Source organism: Pseudoalteromonas sp. JSTW, from assembly GCF_013423925.1.
GTDB classification, from domain to species: domain Bacteria; phylum Pseudomonadota; class Gammaproteobacteria; order Enterobacterales; family Alteromonadaceae; genus Pseudoalteromonas; species Pseudoalteromonas lipolytica.
Genome location: NZ_CP058972.1, coordinates 163,805 through 185,544 on the forward strand (window position 1 = coordinate 163,805; position 21,740 = coordinate 185,544).

The 21,740-nt window shown below is 42.6% G+C and carries 24 protein-coding genes; 17 read left to right on the forward strand and 7 right to left on the reverse strand.

Going from position 1 to position 21,740, the window contains the following annotated elements:
- Positions 1-60: 60 nt before the first annotated feature.
- Complete coding sequence (locus tag GZH31_RS00805; RefSeq protein WP_180311290.1) at positions 61-2,556, reverse strand: S9 family peptidase; 2,496 nt, start codon at positions 2,554-2,556, stop codon at positions 61-63.
- Positions 2,557-2,701: 145 nt separating this feature from the next.
- Between GZH31_RS00805 and GZH31_RS00810 the strand changes: the two genes are divergently transcribed.
- The gene (locus GZH31_RS00810) at positions 2,702-3,766 is read left to right on the forward strand and encodes a hemolysin family protein (RefSeq protein WP_036974240.1); all 1,065 of its coding nucleotides are present in this window, start codon (positions 2,702-2,704) and stop codon (positions 3,764-3,766) included.
- Here GZH31_RS00810 and GZH31_RS00815 read toward each other — a convergent pair.
- Positions 3,763-4,983 carry an EAL domain-containing protein gene (locus GZH31_RS00815; RefSeq protein WP_036974238.1) on the reverse strand — a complete coding sequence of 407 codons (1,221 nt, stop codon included), beginning with the start codon at positions 4,981-4,983 and terminating at the stop codon, positions 3,763-3,765. The genes GZH31_RS00810 and GZH31_RS00815 overlap by 4 nt on opposite strands.
- 176 nt (positions 4,984-5,159) lie before the next feature.
- Between GZH31_RS00815 and GZH31_RS00820 the strand changes: the two genes are divergently transcribed.
- Positions 5,160-6,176 (forward strand): metalloprotease, encoded by a 1,017-nt coding sequence (locus GZH31_RS00820; RefSeq protein ID WP_065978917.1) that lies wholly within the window; start codon positions 5,160-5,162, stop codon positions 6,174-6,176.
- Positions 6,177-6,254: 78 nt separating this feature from the next.
- Here GZH31_RS00820 and GZH31_RS00825 read toward each other — a convergent pair whose 3' ends face one another.
- Positions 6,255-7,568 (reverse strand): short-chain fatty acid transporter, encoded by a 1,314-nt coding sequence (locus GZH31_RS00825; protein WP_180311291.1) that lies wholly within the window; start codon positions 7,566-7,568, stop codon positions 6,255-6,257.
- Between the two features lie 107 nt (positions 7,569-7,675).
- Positions 7,676-8,626, reverse strand: coding sequence for a chemotaxis protein CheV (locus GZH31_RS00830; RefSeq protein WP_036974232.1), 951 nt, complete (start codon positions 8,624-8,626; stop codon positions 7,676-7,678).
- 146 nt (positions 8,627-8,772) lie between these two features.
- Here GZH31_RS00830 and GZH31_RS00835 point away from each other — a divergent pair, with 146 nt between their 5' ends.
- Both GZH31_RS00835 and GZH31_RS00840 read left to right on the forward strand, forming a co-directional pair.
- Positions 8,773-9,840, forward strand: coding sequence for a potassium channel family protein (locus GZH31_RS00835; protein WP_036974230.1), 1,068 nt, complete (start codon positions 8,773-8,775; stop codon positions 9,838-9,840).
- The gene (locus GZH31_RS00840) at positions 9,840-10,046 is read left to right on the forward strand and encodes a PLDc N-terminal domain-containing protein (RefSeq protein WP_036974228.1); all 207 of its coding nucleotides are present in this window, start codon (positions 9,840-9,842) and stop codon (positions 10,044-10,046) included. Before GZH31_RS00835 ends, GZH31_RS00840 begins: the two co-directional genes overlap by 1 nt.
- A gap of 1 nt (position 10,047) precedes the next feature.
- Here the strand turns inward: GZH31_RS00840 and GZH31_RS00845 are convergent, their stop codons facing one another.
- Positions 10,048-11,079 carry a cytosolic protein gene (locus GZH31_RS00845; protein ID WP_180311292.1) on the reverse strand — a complete coding sequence of 344 codons (1,032 nt, stop codon included), beginning with the start codon at positions 11,077-11,079 and terminating at the stop codon, positions 10,048-10,050.
- Between the two features lie 85 nt (positions 11,080-11,164).
- Positions 11,165-11,626, reverse strand: a complete 462-nt coding sequence (locus GZH31_RS00850) for an EVE domain-containing protein (RefSeq protein WP_036974223.1) — start codon at positions 11,624-11,626, stop codon at positions 11,165-11,167.
- Between the two features lie 79 nt (positions 11,627-11,705).
- Between GZH31_RS00850 and tesB the strand changes: the two genes are divergently transcribed.
- Positions 11,706-12,563: an acyl-CoA thioesterase II gene (tesB, locus tag GZH31_RS00855; RefSeq protein WP_036974222.1), complete on the forward strand. Its 858-nt coding sequence runs from the start codon at positions 11,706-11,708 to the stop codon at positions 12,561-12,563.
- Here tesB and plsB read toward each other — a convergent pair.
- Entirely contained in the window at positions 12,560-15,010 is a 2,451-nt protein-coding gene (plsB, locus tag GZH31_RS00860) for a glycerol-3-phosphate 1-O-acyltransferase PlsB (RefSeq protein ID WP_180311293.1), read from the reverse strand. The two genes, tesB and plsB, sit on opposite strands and share 4 nt — an antisense overlap.
- A 419-nt stretch (positions 15,011-15,429) precedes the next feature.
- On the opposite strand from plsB, the gene rpsJ reads away from it, so the two are divergent.
- The 12 genes from rpsJ (at position 15,430) to GZH31_RS00920 (ending at position 21,686) form a co-directional block, all read left to right on the forward strand.
- On the forward strand, positions 15,430-15,741 hold the full coding sequence (gene rpsJ, locus GZH31_RS00865; RefSeq protein WP_002957900.1) for a 30S ribosomal protein S10: 312 nt from the start codon (positions 15,430-15,432) through the stop codon (positions 15,739-15,741).
- Between the two features lie 27 nt (positions 15,742-15,768).
- Positions 15,769-16,404 carry a 50S ribosomal protein L3 gene (gene rplC / locus GZH31_RS00870; RefSeq protein WP_036974218.1) on the forward strand — a complete coding sequence of 212 codons (636 nt, stop codon included), beginning with the start codon at positions 15,769-15,771 and terminating at the stop codon, positions 16,402-16,404.
- 17 nt (positions 16,405-16,421) lie between these two features.
- Positions 16,422-17,027, forward strand: a complete 606-nt coding sequence (rplD, locus tag GZH31_RS00875) for a 50S ribosomal protein L4 (protein ID WP_036974217.1) — start codon at positions 16,422-16,424, stop codon at positions 17,025-17,027.
- Complete coding sequence (gene rplW / locus GZH31_RS00880) at positions 17,024-17,326, forward strand: 50S ribosomal protein L23 (protein WP_036974214.1); 303 nt, start codon at positions 17,024-17,026, stop codon at positions 17,324-17,326. The genes rplD and rplW overlap by 4 nt, the downstream gene beginning before the upstream one ends.
- A gap of 17 nt (positions 17,327-17,343) precedes the next feature.
- Positions 17,344-18,168, forward strand: coding sequence for a 50S ribosomal protein L2 (gene rplB / locus GZH31_RS00885; RefSeq protein WP_036974212.1), 825 nt, complete (start codon positions 17,344-17,346; stop codon positions 18,166-18,168).
- Between the two features lie 16 nt (positions 18,169-18,184).
- A complete protein-coding gene (rpsS, locus tag GZH31_RS00890) occupies positions 18,185-18,463 on the forward strand; it encodes a 30S ribosomal protein S19 (RefSeq protein WP_010376377.1) in 279 nt (92 codons plus the stop codon).
- Positions 18,464-18,477: 14 nt separating this feature from the next.
- The gene (gene rplV / locus GZH31_RS00895) at positions 18,478-18,810 is read left to right on the forward strand and encodes a 50S ribosomal protein L22 (protein ID WP_004588690.1); all 333 of its coding nucleotides are present in this window, start codon (positions 18,478-18,480) and stop codon (positions 18,808-18,810) included.
- A gap of 11 nt (positions 18,811-18,821) precedes the next feature.
- Complete coding sequence (gene rpsC / locus GZH31_RS00900; protein WP_036974210.1) at positions 18,822-19,523, forward strand: 30S ribosomal protein S3; 702 nt, start codon at positions 18,822-18,824, stop codon at positions 19,521-19,523.
- A 12-nt stretch (positions 19,524-19,535) separates the two neighbouring features.
- Entirely contained in the window at positions 19,536-19,949 is a 414-nt protein-coding gene (gene rplP / locus GZH31_RS00905; RefSeq protein WP_036974208.1) for a 50S ribosomal protein L16, read from the forward strand.
- Positions 19,949-20,140, forward strand: coding sequence for a 50S ribosomal protein L29 (rpmC, locus tag GZH31_RS00910; RefSeq protein WP_004588692.1), 192 nt, complete (start codon positions 19,949-19,951; stop codon positions 20,138-20,140). The genes rplP and rpmC overlap by 1 nt, the downstream gene beginning before the upstream one ends.
- Positions 20,140-20,397, forward strand: coding sequence for a 30S ribosomal protein S17 (gene rpsQ / locus GZH31_RS00915; protein ID WP_036974206.1), 258 nt, complete (start codon positions 20,140-20,142; stop codon positions 20,395-20,397). Before rpmC ends, rpsQ begins: the two co-directional genes overlap by 1 nt.
- 527 nt (positions 20,398-20,924) lie before the next feature.
- Entirely contained in the window at positions 20,925-21,686 is a 762-nt protein-coding gene (locus GZH31_RS00920) for a hypothetical protein (RefSeq protein ID WP_180311294.1), read from the forward strand.
- The last annotated feature ends 54 nt before the right edge of the window (positions 21,687-21,740 follow it).

The window sequence follows — 21,740 nt, forward strand, 5'->3', positions numbered from 1 at the left end:
AGCTTTTATATATTTGTAAAAAGCTGAGTACCTTTGCAGGTACTCAGTGATGTTTTTTTGTTATTTTTCAGGGTAAAGATACTGCCACCATTGAGGCTGATCTTTTAAGTTTTTATCGAAATAAGCCAGCATCGTATTCCACCAATCAAAGCGTTTGTCACGGGCAAATATTTGGTGATCTGCACCTTTATATTCAATCAGATCAACATCTTTACCTAATAACTTTAATGCCGTGTACATATTGTGGCTTTCACCAACCGGTACATTGGTATCTGAGTCACCATGAAGTAGTAATAGCGGCGTTGTTACTTTGTCAGCATGAAACACGGGACTGTGTTGGCTATAAAGTTGCGGGTTATTCCACGGGTAGCTATTTTTAGATGCTTCAGCTGAGTATAAATATCCCCACCAACCTTGACCCCAATAAGACGTGATATTTGAAATTCCCGCATGTGCAATAGAGGCACTAAACATATCTGTTTTTGTCGCCAGCAGCATAGTCATAAAGCCACCGTATGAGGCGCCTAAGTTACCAACGCGTTTACTATCGACAAACGGATACTGGTTAAGAAATGCTCGTGTGCCATTAATAATATCGTTTGCGGTGTATTCACCCCATGCATTAACGTGTTTAGCCGAAAACTCTTGGCCAAATCCCGTTGCACCTGTTGGTTGAATAACGTAAACCACATAACCATGTTCCGCCCACAGGTTAAAAGGGTAACGCCCAGTAAAGCCACGCGTCACCGGTGATGTACCGCCATAGTAGTAAACCAGAGCTGGGTATTGTTTACTCTTATCTATATTATGCGGCAAGTACACGCGACCTTTAATTTCTACACCTTCAGGGTTAATGAAATTAAACTCTTCAAGCGCTGCAATATCAGTGTGTTGGTAGCTAATTGGTGTGGAGTCCCACAGCACCTTAGTACGACTTTTACCTACAGTGAGTTGCTTAAGTTGTTGTGGTGTTGATGCTGTGGTGCCTGTAACAAGCACAGTAGGGTTACGCTCGTCTGAGAAACTAAACTGCTCAACAACATCAAAGCCCGTACTCACGTTGTTAAAACGTTTTTTGCTTAAATCGTATTGATATAATTGCACAGTATCTTGCTCAGTTACTTTTAACAGTGCATCGCCATTTGCAAGCACCGTAAGTTGGCCTATCGCCGGGTCAAACTCTTTGCTTAGTGGTGTCGCTTTTTTGCCATCGCGGCTAAGTAAGTAGAGTTGCCCATCGTAATTATTGGCAAGCATGCCTTCGGGTAAATTACGGCCAAGGCCATCTCTGAAGTCAGGGCCAGCTGTAACATAAATACCGTCGTCGGTGTATTTTGCTTGATTAAAGGTTTTAAATTGGCCAAGTACATTACTCGTTGCAGTGGCAATATTTAGCTCAACAAGTTCAGTCGCGGGTTCTGGCGAACGGTTCATAGCTTGGGCTGAGCGACTCATTAACACAACACCTTGTTGAGCATCGAAGTCTTCAAGTGAATGGCTTAGTGGGCCTTGACTTAAAATTTTACTTAATCCTGTGCTTATATCGAGTAAGTACACTTGTGACGTGGTACGTGCATAAGACCAGCGGTCTTGAAGCCCTTGATAGTGTTTGGTGAGTTTTCCATCGTCGCTGGGTGATTTTGACCAACTAAAAATTAAGCTGTCATTATTGTAAAATTGAAACCCATTTGCACCTGCAAGATGCTTAGCTATGACAGTGAGTTGCAGTGTTTCTAAATTTAAGCGCTTAAGCTCACCCTCGATTAAATACACCAAGCTTGAACCGTCTGGGCTCCAAGTTATATTGCTAGGCTGCGCTGATTCAAAACGATAAATAGTCTTATTTTTAGCGTTTTTTAACTCAGTGACATACAGAGCTTGGTTTGCTGATTTATCGTCGTAATGGCGTGTACTCGCCAAAAAATGTGCGCCATTTGGTGACATAGAAATGTAGCTTATCGTTGGCGCATCAAATAATTGCTTTGCCGATAAACCATGCTGCTCTTTTGCTGAAAAGGTCAGAGCGCTTTCCTCTGATTTAGCTTCAAAATCAATGGCAACATCATGCCAATTAGGCACTTGCTCTGTGATGATCACTATTTGATGGTCGCCTTGACTCAATGCCAATTCATAAGTTTTATCTTTTTCAGTCTGTTTTTCGCCGTTAATAAATAACTGGGCGTTTTCGATCCCCTTTAACGTTAACTTACCTTGACTAAAACGTTCGGCTGACGCTGTGAATTTTAGGGCTTGCAGGCCCCCTAAAGTAAGGGCACTTACTTTATCAAATGCTTGCCAATCTTGTTCATCACCAAAGACACGTACACGGGGGGTATTTTTTTGTAAGTGTGGCAGTAGATTGGCGATGATGGCATCGCGGTGCTCGGTTTGATAGGGCTTAAGTTGCATGTCATCGCTAAGTGGGCCAATAAATTGTATTGCAGACTTATCAATGGCAGCAGCCATTGCTGTGCTTGTTAAAGTGCACAGTGCCACAGCGCTGAGTGCTGTTTTTAAGCGAGCGCGCTTGCTCAGCCAAGTTGTTGTAAACATCATGATTTAGCCTATTAAATGGTGGTTTAGGCCAATATAACACGCAGCAAAAATGTCAAAAAGTGTGCTGCGTTAGAATGCAGAATGGATTGAGCTTCGTGTAAACACTTGTTAAGGTGAGTCACTTCATTATAGCTGAGGGCGCACAGTGACACTATTACTTGTATACATGCTGGTGGCAATTACCGTTTCTTTTTTATGCTCAGTAATGGAGGCTGTGTTGCTAAGCATTACGCCAAGCTATGTTGCTTTAATACGAAAACAGCAACCTCTTTTAGCTGAGCGTGTTGCTAAGTTGAAAGACAATATAGATCAACCATTGGCGGCTATTTTAACTTTAAATACGATTGCTCATACTGCAGGTGCTGCGGGTGTTGGTGCGCAAGCCGCGGTGGTTTTTTCGGATGCGGCTGTCGGCATTGCTTCAGCAATAATGACACTACTGGTACTCGTGTTATCCGAAATTATTCCAAAAACATTAGGTGCTAATTACTGGCGTGCTTTAACCCCCATCGTAAGCGTAAGCCTGGTGGGTTTAGTCTTTATCTTAAAACCCTTTGTTTGGTTTGCGGATATCTTAACGCGCTTTTTAGGGCGCAATTACGATGAAGCATATTATATACGCCAAGAAATTGAAGCAATGGCAGATATAGGCACTGAATCTGGGGCACTTAGACAAGATGAGTCTGAGATTATTCGCAGTTTATTGCATTTTCGCCATGCCAAGCTTGATACATTAATGACGCCGCGCACTGTGCTTTTTAAAGTACACAAAGATATTACAGTGAATCAGTATTTATCGGAATATGGTTCATCGTCATTTTCTAGGGTGTTGGTATACGATAAAAATGGCGATGACATTATTGGTTTTGTACATAAAAACGATATTATGCTTGCTTACCATCGCTTGGGTGAAGACTACAAAATTAGCAAGCTGGTCAAGCCTATTTATACGGTGCCAGAAACCTTGCATGTGCCTACTTTGCTTGAAACCTTATTATCGCAACGTGTTCATATTTGCTTAGTGGTTGATGAATATGGTGATATTCAAGGCATTGTGACATTGGAAGATTTAATTGAGGCCTTAATGGGGCTTGAAATCGTTGACGAACATGACCAATCTGCCAATATGCAAAAAGAGGCAAAGCAGCGCTGGCGGCAGCGTTTAGAGAGCAGTAATACGATTGTTAGCGACGATAAACGTGAGCCTTAGCGGCGATACCCCGCTGCGGTTTTAACCATTTGCCGCCATGAAAATGACCAATTTAAAAAGTCTTCTTTGGCTTTCGGGCGGCAAAGTAAAAAACCCTGCATTAAGATAAATTCTTTATAACGGTCTAGGTAGTCAAGCTCTTCTACGCGCTCTATCCCCTCAGCCACAATGGCTAAGTCTTCTTGAATCGCAATATTTACTAAGCTACTGACGATAACTTGTGAAAACTGATCAGTTTCAATATTACTGATTAGTGTCCTGTCTATTTTTATCTCTGTAAAAGGCAGGGTTTTGAGTTGTTGCACGTTGGTGAAGCCGGTCCCAAAGTCATCGAGCGAAATACCAAAGCCACGCATTCTAAGGCGGTTTAGGGTTTCGAGTTGTGCGGCACTGCGAAGTGCATACTGCTCTGTAATCTCTAAAATCACTTCGCTTGGCGATAAATTGTTTAAGTGCAAAATGAGGGCTAGTTTATCTGGGCAGCTTAAGTCTTCAAGCTGTGAAGGCGATAAATTAAAAGCCAGTTTTAAATTTGGTTCAAAGTGCTCTTTAATTTCAGAAAAGTCGCTCGTCGCCTTTTCAAATAATTGAAAAGTAATAAGGTTAATAAGATCTAAATCTTCGGCAATACAGATAAAGCGTTCGGGTAAAACGATATCATCTTCTTTACTGGTGTTAATTCGTGCCAGCACTTCAATACTTTCAACCCGATTGTCATGGCGATTGATTTTTGGTTGATAAAATGGCACGACTTCATTGTGACTAATAGCATGCAGTAAAAGTGACTCCGAAATCGGGGATTTTGTTCGTTCGACATGAATCGAAAAATGCTCAAGTTTTTGGAGTAGTAAGTAAACTTGATTCAGTTGCACGGGTTTTGAAATATTGCCAATAAGATGCGCGTTGTGTTTACGTGCAAGGTCAGCCGCTAAATCGATGACTTTAGGGTCCATTTCAGAAATGATTGCGATCGCACCATGGTATTTCATTGCGCCTAAATGACGCATAAGCTCCATGCCATCCATATCAGGCATATTTAAATCAGTGAAGACGGCATCAAAATAATGCGGGGCTTTTTTTATTTTCTCTAAGGCTTCGCAAGCACTTAAGCAGGTTGTGACATGAGGAACTTCAAGCTCATTTAAAATGGCCTGCATAACGATAAGAATCGCTTTAGAATCATCGACTACGAGTATATGCCGTGCTGACTTCACCATATTCACTCCATGAACAAGAAATGCTTTAGTTAAAAGTAGTAGAAAAATGCTATTTCGTCATGTTTTTTACTTGTGTATTGATGTAAATAATCACAACAAGGGCCGCAAGAGTTAATTCGTAATTTAGCGCTGCCTCAGTATAATAGCCACACTCCTTATTAGCCGTTAAATAGATTATGATCAGACTTCAGCTGAGCTTAGCAAATGAAACCTTTACATTGCATTTAAAGGGCGCGCAGTTAGTGCAATTATTTCATCAACAACAAGCGATTGCGTTCGAGAACCCAGAACAACAAATGTATGAGTTTGATTTTCAAGGGCAGCGTATCGGGTTAGATACCAGCACCGTGCACGATAAAAGCTTGGGTGTTTATGTAAATCAACAGTGGGTGAGTCAACTTGCATTACCCGCTATGCAAGAGGCTGAGCCAAAACGTGGCATCATCGGTTTGCTCGCGTTAGGATTTAAACTCTTTAAAAGTGCAAAGGTCGTCAAAGCGGCACTCGCTGGTGCGTCAGTTGCTGGCTATGCATGGCTATTCTCAATCGAGTTTGCGTTAATGCTGATTGCCTGTTTAGTGGTGCATGAATATGGTCATGTTAGAGCCATGAAATACTTTGGTATTAAAACCAAGGGTATTTATCTTATCCCTTTTGTTGGAGGACTGGCTGTATCCGACGATAAAATAACAACGCGCTGGCAAGATGTGGTGATCTCACTCATGGGGCCTGCATTTGGTTTAATTACCTCAGTGCTCGGCGTGGTGCTTTATTACGCCACTGAAATGGAAATATTTGCCGGTGTTGCTGTACTGAGTGCATTGCTTAATCTATTTAACCTATTACCAATTTTACCGCTGGATGGTGGCCATGTTTTAAAAAGTATTAGCTTTTCAATGCGATCTTGGATTGGTTTAAGCGTGTGTTTATTAGGGGTGTTATTTGGCTTATGGTTAAGTTACACCTTTGGCTTAATGCTGTTGGTGTTTTTCTTATTTGTCGGGGCGCTGGAAATTGTCTTCGAATGGCGCGGCCGTCATTACTCGCATTTAATCCCTCTGGACACCTATGGCCAAGGCTTTTCAGCGGTAATGTATGCACTTGTTGTTGCCGGGCATGTGGCTGTTATGATGCACTTTGCCGATTCAGAAAGCGCAATTTTAAGCCTACCAATGAAAATTTTATCGAGTTAAGTTTACAAAAGCAGAGCGAATATTTTTGTGAATCTAATGACTAAGCAGGAAGTGTTTTTACACTTCCTGCTTTGCTTTTTAAGGATAAAAACTCAACATTAATGAAATAAACACACCCGTGATGATCAGTTGCACCAAGCAAAAGCCCATGATGTCTTTGGCTTTTAGGCCTGCAATGGCAAGCACAGGGAGTGCCCAAAAGGGTTGTATCAGGTTAGTCCACGCATCACCCCACGCAACGGCCATCGCTACACGAGGTATGTCGGCACCGAGTGCGTGTGCTGCCGGGATCACGATTGGTGCCTGAACGGCCCATTGGCCTCCACCAGATGGCACAAAAATATTTACAAACCCCGCACTTAAAAAGCTCCAAAAGGGCAGTGATTCGGTGGTTGCAATGGCAATAAACCCTTCAGATATTTGTTGGGCAAGTCCTGTTTTGACCATGATGGCCATAATCCCTGCATAAAATGGAAATTGAATCACGATGCCTGCGCCACTCGGGATCGCCTGTTGTAAGCTTTGCAGTAAATTATGAGGTGTTTGATGCAGTAAAATAGCGCTGAACAGGAAAATAGCGATGACACTATTTAAGTTTAAGCCACCGCCACTGAGCACAAAGTAATAAAATAGATAGCCAAGACCAACAAGGCCAATACCGATACCTAATATACGACTATGCTCAATCACTTCGGCTGGGCGAGTGGGTTTTACTGATGCCGTGGGCTCATCGTTAAGTTTTGCTGGGTCAACATACACACTGTCTTTCTCGTTTGGCAACATGTAGCGATTAACCAATGGCATAATAATAAATAAACCCAGCACAATCGCAATATTAAAGCCTGCGAAGACGGTGTTTTCAGTGCCAATTACCCCAATACTTTGTTCCGAAAAGTGCCCATCGGTGGCGATAGTTAGCGGTACTGAACCCGCTAAACCACCATGCCAAACAATAAAGCCTGAATAAGCGCTGGCAACCAGTAGTCGGTAATCTACCCGGGTTTGTTTGGCAATCGCTTTGGCAAATAAAGCCCCTATAACCAAGCCAAATCCCCAGTTTATCCAACTTGCCAATAAAGAAACTAACGTCACTAGTATGATTGCTTTAGCGGGGGTATTCGCGAGCGTCGCAAGCGCAGTTAACAGGTGTCGCATAACAGGGGTACTTGCCAGCATATAACCTGTTAGCAAGACCAGCAGCATTTGCATGGCAAATTGCAATAAGTTCCAAAAACCACCTCCCCACGCAGCTAATACTTGCACCGGGGACGAGGGGGTAAAAATACTGGCCACAATAAAGCTCAGCAAGGTTAATAAAATGACGAAAATAAATGGATCTGGTAGATAACGTTCAACCAGCTTGGTAAATGGTTTAGCAACGCGATTTAGCATAGTTTTTATTGTTGTCGTTGAATCGATAGTGCCAATTAATCATGAATGAAGCTAATTGGCAAATTGATACCGAGGAGACTGTATTCGGTGTATTAGAAAAAGCAGTGTTACGGTTGCTGTTCGAGTACCGCTTTTAGTCGTGCTTGCACTTCTTCGACCAGTAAAATGGGCTGAAACTTTGATAAAAAGGCATTACAGCCGACTTTTTCGACCATCGCCTGATTAAAGCTACCACTGAGTGAAGTGTTCAATACAATGTGTAAGTTTTTAAGACGATTATCGTTACGAATTTCGTGTGTAAGGCGGTAACCGTCCATCGCGGGCATTTCTGCATCGGTGATCACCATCAGCAGTTCTTTTTCAACATCTTTGCCTTCATCTGCCCACCTCTTCAGCATGTTAAGTGCTTCAAGTCCGTTACGTGCAGGGATAATTTCAATACCAAGTTGAGAGAGCGTGTCACTCACTTGCTTGCGGGCTGTGGGAGAGTCATCAGCATGCAGTATTTTACGACCAGCAAACTCATTAACGATGCTTTGATCTAAAATGTCGTCAGAAATATTGACTTCGTATTCGATGATTTCAGCGAGTACTTTTTCAACATCAATGATCTCCACTAAGTGTTCTTGGCCATCGCGTTTGATTTTAGTGAGTGCGGTTAAGTAGTGATTTTTACCAATCGCCGTTGGCGGTGGCATGATGTCAGACCATGTCATGTTGATGATTTGATCGACCTTCCCAATCAAAAAGCCTTGCACCGTTCGGTTGTATTCAGTAATTACAAGGTTGGTATCTTCGATATGCTGTGCATCAGGCATACAAATCGCCTTGCGTAAATCAATCACGGGGATGGATTCGCCACGAATATCGACCACGCCAGCAACCTTAGGGTGGGCGTGGGGGACTTTGCTTATATGTGGTATTTTTACCACTTCTTTGACTTTAAAAACATTGAGGGCAAATAGATGGCGGCTATGCAGGTAAAAAAGCAATAGCTCTAAACGGTTTTCACCGACCAGTTGCGTGCGTTTGTCGACTGAGGCTAAAACACCAGACATATATCACCCTAAATACTAAATACAGAGAAAGTATAGTCTACTATTAATTTTCATTGTTACGCATTAGTAATTTTCCATCAGTTGCCAAAGGCTAAGCATTAAAGTACCGTATCGGATAAATTCCTCTACGACTATTTGCAAGGATTATGCATCATCTATTTAATCGTTTAGTGGTGATTATTCGCAGCCATATTGACCAAGTGAGTTGGCAAGCTGTGGTAATAACAACCCTATTGCACATGCTACTTATTTGGTGGTTACTTGTGCTTGTTGGCGAGCAGGCCTTAACACCACTTAGCACCTATTTTTATTATTATGTTGTGACAACGTCAACGGTAGGGTATGGCGACTTTAGCGCCAGTACAGAATTGGGACGTTGGATTGTTGCAATATTACAAATACCATTTGGTTTAGCATTATTTGGCGTTCTGTTAGGAAAAACAGGGCAAACAGTAACTTACTTAATTAGGCGCGCTATGACGGGTGATAAAAGCTTCGCACATATTAACAATCACATCATTATTTTTGGCTGGCATGACACGCGGACTAAAAAGATGATTGACTATATTTTAGCAGATCAAAAACGTTTAGATCGTCGTATTCTGCTCGCTGTGACAGAGCAAATGGAGCATCCATTTTTAGCCAACCCGCACGTCGATTTTGCCCGTTTAAGCAGCTTTACCGACATTGACGAGCTAAAACGAGTGGCGATTGAACGCGCAGATAAAATTATTATAGATGGTCAAGATGACGACCAAACGTTTACTACAGCGTTACGTATCAGCAAATTAGTGAATGAACACTGCCATATCAGCGCGCATTTTGATGATGAAACAAAAATCGAAATGTTGCTAGAGCATTGCCATAATGTCGAGTGCAGCAGTGCAAAATCGGCTGAAATACTTGTACGCTCTATGCAAGACCCTGGCTCAAGCCGTGTTCAGGAAGAGCTATTATCAACCTTACATGGTGATACACAGTTCAGTTTGCCAATTCCTAAGGGAGTGCAAGCAATGACATTTGGTAATTTATTTCATCATTTTAAGCAAAGTCATGACGCTATTTTATTGGGCGTTGCCCATAATCTTAGTGCGCAAGATATGGATTTAAATCCGCCGCTTGACTATGTCGTTAGTGAAGGCGATATTTTACATTATATTGCTGTTGAGCGTGTGTTAAGCAACGAAGTTGATTGGCCGGCCTTGGTGAAATAATGAATGAAGTCGCGTTTTTAATTATTGTTCTCAGTGCCTACATTTTACCTGTGGTCATTGTACTCAATAGTAAGCGCACGCAAGGTCACGAAAAGAACGCCTGGTTGATCGGTATCATCTTTTTCTCATGGCTTGGTTTGATTATGTATCTGACCATTGTGCCCAAGCATGGGCACGTCAAAAAGCACCGTAAAGGTAAAAGCTAGATTACTTGAGTTGCTTTAATTTATGTTCAATCAATGGATCATCTGGCGACAGTTGCTGAGCGACTTCGAGTAACTTTATCGCGTCTTTAGGGTGCGCCTCTTGGTGCTTAATGGCTATATCAATCAGAGGCTGTACATCAACAGCTTCCTTTTGCTCTTGGAGATGCTCAGCCTTTTCATCAATCAAAATATTATGTGCGGTACTGAGCAAGGCTAAACGGTGTGCAGAGCCTTTATTCGCTTTATTTAAGCGTCGGTAGTAATCTTCTTTAAAGCGCAAGGTTTTTGTTTGTTGGCGAAACTGGGCAATATCAACCTGTTGATGGCGAATAAAATCCACCGCCACATCCTTATAAAAACCAAACTTATTTAAATAGGTTGCATGAACACTGTGACCCATGCCAAACACCCGTAAATGGGTTAATTGTGAATACCGTTTAGCATGAGCGCGGTCAATTCGATTGGTCGGGTCATAAATAATGTAACCTTTAGCCTGCCCTAAATCTACGTCGTGGTAATCACCTGCCCAATCAAATTTTTGTGCGATATCAGTACTTGAACGGTCATCCCATGGCGCTTTTTCTTTATTTTTTGTACTGACAGGGTGAAATAGCAGCACCTTATCGAGCTTCAACAAATTAGCAAATGCACCTACTGCAAAGCCACCTCGGCTTAAACCATAGCCTAAGCGTTCTTTAAAGCTGCCAATAAGGGGGGCTAACTGCTCAATAAAAAATAATAAATTACGGTGTCTAAACCAGTTACTGATACCTAAATGTTGAAAGGCAATAATATTAACATCTTGCTTTTTTGCAAGCTTGTAGGCCCATGGTGAGAAATCATCAGTAAGGTCATGTTCTTGATAATTTGTCCCCGCAGGAGAAAAGGTAAATAGCAGAGGTTTGCTGGCGTCGATGATATGATACTTCACATACACATCACCGAGTAAGTCACCGCCTGTGAACGGCACTTGTTTTTGCTGTTCTGCATGGGGGAGCTGGGTCCATTCATCTAGCCAATACAATAATTTCATACATCCCCCACGGTACCTCTAAAATAAAGGGGACACATTATAGCAAAAATAGCCATTTAATAAAAATGGCTGCGACTTTAATATGTTAGCTTTCACTCATGGCGATTATTTGTTGCCAATCATGCTCCGTGACGGGCATGACTGATAAACGCCCACCTTTTTTTAAGGCTATGTCAGTGATGGCGTCATTTGCTTTTATCGCTTGTAAGCTCACTAGTTTGTTAAGGTGCGCTTTATAAGTAACATCAACGACAAACCAACGTGGATTTTCTGCTGTGGCCTTCGCATCATAGTAGTCACTGCTTAAATCAAATTGCGTTGGATCAGCATAGGCTTCACGTGTAATTTCGCCAATGCCCGCAACGCCTACATGTTTACAGCTTGAGTGATAAATCATCACTAAATCCCCTGCTTTTATGCCATCACGCATAAAGTTACGGGCTTGATAATTACGTACACCATCCCACATTGAGGTTTGCTTTGGCGCGTTTTTTAAATCATTGATTGAAAACGCATCAGGTTCGGTTTTAAAAAGCCAATAAGCCATAATTAGGTGCCCTTACAAAGATTTACTTCCAATTAGTCTATAGTATCATTAAACGCTTGTCGGGATTGAGGATAAATAAATGAGCCAAGTATTAGATGATTTACTGTCGTTGCTATCGTTAGAAGAAATTGAGCAAGGCTTGTATCGAGGGCAAAGCCAAGATTTAGGGTTTCGTGCTGTATTCGGTGGTCAAGTTATGGGGCAAGCTTTGTCGGCTGCCAAAGAAACGTTACCAGAAGGGCGCATTGTCCATTCTTTGCATTCCTATTTTTTACGCCCTGGTGATGCCGAAAAACCAATCATTTATGACGTCGAAAATATTCGTGATGGTAAAAGTTTTAGTACGCGTCGCGTGAAAGCGATTCAATATGGCAAACCAATTTTTTATATGACAGCGTCATTTCAAGGGGAAGAAGAGGGGCTGTCGCATCAAGCTCATATGCCAGATGTACCCCAGCCTGAAGAACTTAAGTCATCGCTTGAATTTTACCAAGCGAATGCTGAGCATATACCCGAGGTGATCCGCAATAAATTTATTCGTGAGGTGCCGATTGAAATGCGCCCAGTCACGTTTCATAACCCATTTAAACCTCAGGTAATGGAACCTGTTAAGCACATTTGGTTTAAAGCCAATGGCGAGATGCCAGATGACCAACGGATTCATAATTATTTATTGGCGTATGCATCGGACTTTGAGTTTTTACCTACGGCTTTACAACCGCACGGTGTGTCGTTTATGCAACCTAATATGCAAGTGGCGACAATTGACCATGCGATGTGGTTTCATCGTCCGTTTAGGCTTGATGATTGGATTTTATATTCGATTGATAGCCCAAGTGCGAGCTCGGGAAGGGGTTTGGTGAGAGGGCAGTTCTTTGACCGTCAAGGCAACTTAGTTGCCTCAACGATCCAAGAAGGGGTGATGCGCCAGCGCTAATCCTTTGAGTGCGTAGCTTGGCTTTGCACTATGTCATCAATTGACTGCCAGACACGTGCTGGCAGCAATGCTTTTAGATACATATATACTTCACAAAGTGCATTACTACCGGTAAAACCGTGCTCTGTTTCGGTAATTAACTTTTGCTCACGTAAGCTTGAAATAAACCCGATAAGTACTTTTTTATCAAAAAACTCAGGGGTTTTAATGCCATGCAGCGTGCCTAAACGCTCTGCTAATACTTGGCTTTCGTGCTCAAGCTCTTCTCGCTCAATCCCCTTGCTGGTTTGAATAAAGCCAACCACGATTGCATAACGCTGCAAGGTTAAGCTCAAGGCTCGCCCTAGCATTTCGAGTTTTGCTAAGCAGTCGTTGCTGTTTGTTACTTTGATATTATTGCCATCGATTTCAATTAAGTCTTGATCAACAAAGCTGGCAAGAACGCGAGTAATGTAGTTTTTATCTAACTCATGTAAGAACCACTCTTTGGCAAATAGCGGGTAAAAGCGTGTAATCACGGCTTGGCAATCAGCCAGAGTCGTTTTGTGTGTTTTAAATAAATGCAGTGCCAGTAAGCTGGGAACAGCGAACAAGTGCAACACATTATTACGATAATAGTTAAACAGCGTTTTTTCTTTATCGTTAATTGCAATGATTTCGCCAAATTCGTCGCTGATCACATCAAATTTATTCAGTTTCAATGCATGCTCTAACAGCTGCTCTGCGCTTTCATTGGGGGTGGTCACTTTGTCGCTATAGCTTGCACTACGTTGCAGGTGCAAGTAGAACTCAAGTTGGGCAATCAGTTTGGGTTTACTCAGCGCATGTTTATCGTTAACCAGTAAGATCATCGCTAACAAATTCACCGCATTAAGCGCCGCAGCGCTATTGATATTAACCATCACTTTGTCTGCAAGATTAGCGACTTGTGAACCCAACCAGTGTGGTTTTTGTACATCTGTTGGGTGAATCGATTCACGCCAATCAGGTTGCTGCTCATTAAGGTATTGGTTTATCGAAATGGGGTCGCCAAAGTTTAAGTAGCCACGGCCATAGTTTTTAAGGTTTTTAATGGCCTTAAAAATCCCTAATACAGATTCGCCTTTTTTGTCGTTACCTGCCAGCTCTTTTAAATACGTATTAATCTCCATTACGTGTTCATAACCAATGTAAACGGGCACAATCGAAATAGGGCGATCGATGCCGCGCAGCATCGCTTGCAATGTCATTGCTAACATGCCCGTTTTAGGTGGTAATAAACGACCTGTACGACTGCGGCCACCTTCGGTATAAAACTTTACTGAGTAGCCTTTAATGAATAACTGGCTTAGGTACTCTTTAAATACAGAGGAGTACAATTTATTGCCCGCGAATGAGCGACGAATGAAAAATGCACCACTGCGGCGGAATACGCCACCTGCAGGGAAGAAATTTAAGTTGATGCCCGCTGCAATGTGCGGCGGTACTAAGCCTAAATGGTAAATCGAATAGGTCAGTAATAAGTAATCCATATGCGAGCGGTGACAAGGCATATAGATAATCTCGTGGCCTTTGTCGGTTAGCTCATGGACTTGCTCAGAAAATTTAATATCGATGCCGTTATAAAGCTTATTCCACAGCCACGTCAAAATACGATCGGCAACACGAATAGTCGCGTCACTGTAGTTAGCAGCGATCTCGTCTAATAATTTAAGCGCATTTTGACGCGCTTCATTTTGGCTAATGTTTTTTTCTTTTGCCTCTACTTGAATGGCTTTTTTGATGGTTGGCGAGGCAAGCAGCGAATTAAACAACTGCTCACGTGAGGGCATTTTTGGCCCGGTAGCTGCCAGTTTCTGACGACGGAAGTGCACGCGAGCAACACGTAGCAATTTATGTGGCAGTTCATCAACATCGGCTTTTTCGTTTACCAAGAGCGATAAGTCGAGCGGTTGGCTAAAGCGAATAAAGTTGTCACGACCTGAAAACAAAATGACAAAGAACTTACGAAACCAGCTTGGCGTAAGTGAGTGTGATACCAATGTACCTAAACCTGGCTTTTCTTTACCTGGGTTACGACCCCATAAAATAGTAACCGGGATAACCTGTACGTTTTTCTCACCTGAGTGCATTAGGTGGTCAATAATGTGTTTGCCTTGGTGAAGTGCATTACTGGGTTTACTTTTATTACCAAACAGAGGCGGCGGGTTTTGAATACCAATAAAACGATCAAGCTCTTTATTACCCAAAAGCTGCTCTTCTGTTGGACTTGGTAAGCCGTATTTTTTACACACGCGCGCGAGTGCCGCTAAATCAGAGCGCGCATTGAGTCTAACAATATAAAAGGTCGGGTTGGCGGGGTTTAGGTTATATTGCTCAATCGGGTTTTCTGGCAAGACCTTACTTTTAACAAATAAGCGGTTCATACCGGCAGAAATGATATTTAAACAACGATTAATGATACGCATTAACTCACCAAAGTAATTAAGAGTAATAATAGAAACAAAAAAAGCGCCATAGAATAGCAATTATTAACTGGACTGACCATTGCCATAGTGTGGCTTTTGGGTTTATTCAAATTAACTATAGTAAAGCAAAGACATAGCTTAACTGAATTTAACTGAAATATTATACAAAGCAGACTTTATTCGTTTTAATCCTAAAAAGTTGTTGCATTTATCACCAATCTCACTATAATACGCAGGCTTTCAAAATTCCCTCGGGAACTTGGAAGGAACATTAAGCTTGGATTTCAAGCTAATAAAACAGGAACTCCGATTTGGAGTTCAACGTAGATATAAGAGAACAGCCGACATCTTAGTTAGTAAGATTGTTTCGGTCGTTTTTTTATGCTCTTTTTAAATGCTCTTTATATTGAGGTTTAAGAATGTCAAATCAACGCATTCGTATTCGCCTAAAAGCTTTTGACCACCGTTTGATTGACCAATCAACGGCGGAAATCGTGGAAACTGCGAAACGCACTGGCGCACAAGTACGTGGTCCAATCCCACTACCTACACGCTTTGAACGTTTTACTGTACTAACTTCACCGCACGTTAACAAAGACGCGCGTGATCAGTACGAAATCCGCACCCATAAACGTCTGATCGACATCGTAGAACCAACTGACAAGACTGTTGACGCGCTTATGCGTTTAGATCTTGCTGCTGGTGTTGATGTTCAAATCAGCCTGGGTTAATCGGAAGATTAGAGAGGTTTTAGGAAAATGGCATTAGGTCTAGTCGGTCGTAAAGTGGGTATGACACGTATCTTCACTGAAGATGGTGTATCTATCCCTGTGACAGTTATCGAAGCGACTCCTAACCGTATTGCTCAGATCAAATCTGAAGCAACAGACGGTTATAACGCGCTTCAAGTAACCGCAGGCACTAAAAAAGCAAGCCGTGTAAACAAAGCTGCAGCGGGTCACTTCGCTAAAGCAGGTGTTGAAGCGGGTCGCGGTCTGTGGGAATTCCGCCTAAATGGTGGTGAAGGCGATTTTGAAGTAGGCGCTGAGCTTACTGTTGAATTATTCAACGAAATCAACAAAGTTGACGTAACCGGTACTTCTAAAGGTAAAGGTTTCCAAGGTGGTGTTAAGCGCTGGAATTTCAGCATGCAAGACGCGACTCACGGTAACTCTCTATCTCACCGTGCTCCTGGTTCAATCGGTCAAAACCAATCACCTGGTAAGGTGTTTAAAGGTAAGAAAATGGCCGGTCACATGGGTGCTGAGCGTGTAACGACTCAAAACTTAGAACTAGTTCGCGTTGACGCTGAGCGTAACTTGCTTTTAGTTAAAGGTGCAGTACCTGGCGCTATCGGCGGTGACGTTATCGTTAAACCAGCTGTTAAAGCATAAGTCCTGGAGATTTAGTGATGGAATTAGCAATTAAAGACGCTTCTGGCGCTCTTGAAGTTTCTGAAGCTACTTTTGGACGTGAGTTTAACGAAGCATTAGTACACCAAGTAGTTGTTGCTTACGCAGCAGGTGCTCGTCAAGGTACTCGTGCTCAGAAGACACGTTCTGAAGTAAGCGGTGGTGGTAAAAAACCATGGGCTCAAAAAGGTACTGGCCGTGCACGTGCTGGTACAATCCGTAGCCCAATTTGGCGTTCAGGTGGCGTTAGCTTCGCAGCTAAACCACAAGATCATAGCCAAAAAGTAAACCGTAAAATGTACCGCGGTGCGATCAAAAGCATCTTATCTGAATTAGTTCGTCAAGAGCGTTTAATCGTTGTTGAGCAGTTTGGTCTTGAAGCACCAAAAACTAAAGAACTAGTTGCTAAGCTTAAAGAACTTGAGCTTAAAGATGTTCTTATCGTGACTGAAGAAGTAGATGAGAATCTATTCTTATCGGCACGTAACCTGTACAAGGTTGACACGCGTGATGTAGCTGGTATCGATCCTGTAAGCCTAATCGCTTTCGATAAGGTACTTATTACAGCTGCTGCTGTTAAGCAACTTGAGGAGGCGCTAGCATGATCCGTGAAGAACGTCTTTTAAAAGTGATCCTTGCTCCACATATCTCTGAAAAAAGCACTATCGCTGCTGAAGAAAACAACACGATTGTTTTCAAAGTAGCTAAAGATGCAACTAAAGCTGAAGTTCAAGCTGCAGTTGAGAAGCTTTTTGAAGTAGAAGTAACTGGTGTTCGCACACTAAACGTTAAGGGTAAAACAAAACGTACTGGCATGCGTTTCGGTCGTCGTTCAGACTGGAAGAAAGCTTACGTTACTCTTAAAGAAGGTAGCGAGCTAGACTTTGTCGGCGGCGCCGAGTAATAAGGGGAGTTAGAATTATGGCACTTCAAAAGTGTAAACCAACTTCTGCGGGTCGTCGTCACCTGGTTAAAGTGGTTAACCCTGATCTTCATAAGGGTAAACCTTACGCACCACTACTAGAGAAAAACTCTAAGTCTGGTGGTCGTAATAACAAAGGTCGTATCACGGTTCGTCACATCGGTGGTGGTCATAAGCATCATTACCGTGTAATCGACTTTAAACGCACTAAAGATGGCATTCCAGCTGTTGTTGAGCGTCTAGAGTATGATCCAAACCGTAGCGCAAACATCGCTCTTGTATTATATGCAGACGGTGAGCGTCGTTACATTATTGCACCTAAAGGCTTAAAAGCTGGTGATTCAATCCAGTCTGGTGTTGATGCACCAATCAAAGCTGGTAACACATTACCAATGCGTAACATGCCTGTAGGTTCGACTGTTCACAACGTAGAATTAAAACCAGGTAAAGGTGCTCAAATCGCACGTTCTGCTGGTGCATACGTTCAAATCCTTGCACGTGAAGGTCAATACGTTACTCTACGTCTTCGTTCTGGCGAAGTTCGTAAAGTTCCAGCTGACTGTCGCGCAACACTTGGTGAAGTAGGCAATGCTGAGCATATGCTTCGTTCACTAGGTAAAGCTGGTGCAAATCGCTGGCGTGGTATCCGTCCGACAGTTCGTGGTGTTGCCATGAACCCGGTAGATCACCCGCACGGTGGTGGTGAAGGTCGTACATCTGGTGGTCGTCATCCTGTGTCTCCATGGGGTAAACCGACTAAAGGTGCTAAGACACGTAAGAACAAGCGTACTGATAAATTTATCGTACGTCGTCGTACTAAATAATAGTTGAGGAATAGCCATGCCACGTTCTCTCAAGAAAGGTCCTTTTATTGACCTACACTTGCTGAAGAAGGTAGAGAAAGCGTTGGAAAGCGGTGACAAGAAGCCAATTAAAACTTGGAGCCGTCGTTCAATGATCATACCTAACATGATCGGATTGACCATCGCTGTCCATAATGGTCGTCAGCACGTTCCTGTGTTTATCACAGACGAAATGATCGGTCACAAACTAGGTGAATTTGCACCAACTCGCACTTACCGCGGTCACGCTGCGGATAAGAAAGCGAAGAAACGTTAAGAGGAGAATGATAAATGCAAGCATTAGCTAAACATAAATTCGCCTCTGGTTCGGCGCAAAAAGCACGTCTAGTTGCAGATCAGATCCGCGGACTTCCGGTTGATCGCGCTCTAGAAATCCTGGCGTACAGCCCTAAAAAAGCGGCTGTATTAGTTAAGAAAGTACTTGAGTCTGCTATTGCTAACGCAGAGCATAACGAAGGTGCTGACATTGATGAGCTTCGTGTAACTACGATCTTTGTGGACGATGGTCCAACAATGAAGCGTATTATGCCACGTGCTAAAGGACGCGCAGACCGCATCCTTAAGCGTACAAGCCACATCACTGTTGTGGTTTCAGATAGCTAGGAGTATAAGTAATGGGACAAAAAGTTCATCCTACTGGTATTCGCCTAGGTATCTCTAAACCTTGGGTTTCTACCTGGTACGCGAATTCAAAAGATTTCTCTGATCAGCTTTTTGGCGATCACAAAGTACGTACATTCCTTACTAAGGAATTAAAAGCGGCTTCTGTGTCTAAAATCGTTATTGAGCGTCCAGCAAAATCTATCCGTGTAACAATTCACACAGCTCGTCCTGGTGTTGTTATCGGTAAAAAAGGCGAAGACGTTGAAAAACTACGTCAAGCAGTAACTAAGATTGCAGGTGTTCCGGCTCAGATCAATATTTCTGAAGTTCGTAAGCCTGAACTTGATGCACAACTAGTAGCTGACGGTATTGCGTCACAACTAGAGCGTCGTGTTATGTTCCGTCGCGCTATGAAGCGTTCGGTACAAAACGCAATGCGTATTGGTGCAAAAGGTATCAAAGTTGAAGTTAGCGGTCGTCTTGGCGGTGCTGAGATCGCACGTTCAGAATGGTATCGTGAAGGTCGTGTACCTCTACATACTCTTCGTGCTGATATCGACTACGCAACTTCTGAAGCCTTAACCACTTATGGTATCATTGGTGTTAAAGTTTGGATCTTCAAAGGCGAAGTTATTGGTGGTTTACCACTAGTACAAGAGCAAGAGAAGCCAGCTAAACGCGCGCCAAAGAAAGCCAAAAAAAGTGCTAAGTAGAGGTAGCGAGTAATGTTACAGCCAAAACGTACAAAATTCCGTAAAATGCACAAAGGCCGCAACCGTGGTTTAGCGCAAAACGGTAACAAAGTAAGCTTCGGTACTTTCGGTTTGAAAGCTACTGGTCGTGGCCGTATGACTGCTCGTCAAATCGAAGCAGCTCGTCGTGCTATGACACGTCACGTAAAGCGTCAAGGTAAAATCTGGATTCGTGTATTCCCAGATAAGCCAATTACGAACAAGCCATTAGAAGTTCGTATGGGTAAAGGTAAAGGTTCTGTTGAGTATTGGGTTGCTGAAATTCAACCTGGTAAAGTACTTTACGAAATGGAAGGTGTTTCTGAAGAGCTTGCTCGTGAAGCGTTCAACCTTGCAGCACGTAAATTACCATTCACAACAACTTTCGTAACTCGGACGGTGATGTAATGAAAGCTAGCGAACTAAAAGACAAAAGCGTAGAAGAGCTAAATGCTGAACTTCTAGGACTTCTTCGTGAGCAGTTCAACCTGCGCATGCAAGCAAGCACTGGTCAGTTAGCTCAAACACACACGCTAAGAACAGTACGTCGCGATATCGCGCGTGTAAAAACAATTATTAACCAGAAGGCAGGTCAATAATGAGCGATAAAATCCGTACTCTTCAAGGCCGTGTAATCAGCGACAAGATGGATAAATCTTTCACTGTTGCTATCGCACGTTACGTGAAGCACCCAATCTATGGGAAATTCATCAAACGTACGACTAAGTTACACGTACATGACGAAAACAATACAGCTCAAGCTGGTGACGTAGTTACTATCCGTGAGTGTGCTCCTATTTCTAAGACTAAGTCTTGGACTTTAGTAGACGTTGTTGAGCGTCCAAAGCAAGCTTAATTTTTAATTAAGTTTACTTACTAAAAAACCCCGGCTTTGCTGGGGTTTTTTGTATTTAAAATAACCTTCACTGCTTTGTGACGTGAGTCGTTAGCTCAGTGAGTAGGGGGTATACCCACCTGAAATAACACTGATACCAACCCGCAATAATACTTACTCATTTTGAGTGATTAAACCTGTTGCTACTTACGTTATAAATGTCTGATTTACGACTGCATGGAGGTAGGGGGAAATGCAGGAGCAATTGCCGAGAACAACTAAATAACTAAATTTTTGCCTTGTTATCAAGGAATGGTATTACTCATTTAAAACACTAAACCTGACGTTCACAGCGTTATACTTTGTTCATTTAGCACAATTCAATAACCAAATTAGTGCCTTGCCACCGACACGTTTTGCACCTCAACATAGACCACTTAATTAAGCGAATTGCGACCAGTTAAACGGGATTTACTGTGTGCTAACCCCTTACGAGTTAACAATGAACTTATTGGGTTATTAAATACTCTTAGAATAAAAAACAAGGAGTGTTGGTTTTAAAGGGACGTTATAAAGCATGGGTGTTTTCGATTACACTTCATGTTCTCATACTGCTTATATTTGCTAAACATGCTCAGCGTGTCATTGTTGCGCCTTGGCTTGAACCTAAAGGTGTGATGCAAGCCTATGTTACCGTTGATCTCACGACCTTACCTCGTTTAAATATAGATGTAGAAAAAACGCCCGAAGAAAAAGCTAAGAGTAGCCAATTAGGTTCTGCGACAGAACCAAAATCAGAGGACACTGCTTCAGAAGTTGCTGAACAGCCGAGTTACGCAGCTATGAATGAAAGTACTTTAAGTCTGGCTGCTCAAACAAATTCCAGAGGAAGGACAATGACCAATGCGTCAACAGTCGCTACGCCAACAAAAGAGCCTGAAATCGTTGCATCAGAGGTATCACCAAGGCCATTTAAAAAGCTTAATCCTTATGCGCCATTACCTAACATGGATGTTGAGTACAACCAGTCGACCGCGCACGCGACAGGAAATTTACACTCAGCAACAAACAATGCGAGTGGAGTACGAATAACGAGCCCTAAAGAGTACTCAATTTCAAGCGAAGCCACGGTATTATGGGAAAATGGTGATGGTAGTCGACGCATCGAGATGCTGAATGGACAGTGTTATGGCATTGACTTTAATTCAGTGTTCGGTAAATCAGGCGTACCGAGTGGTTCACCCAGACCCTGTGAAGATAAAGAAGCGGCGTTGTTCAAGGAGATTATGAATAAGTGGAGCAAAAAATAAATAAAGTTCTTTACCTCAACTAAAGTTGAGCTTTTAAAGTGGCGTTTTTTAGAA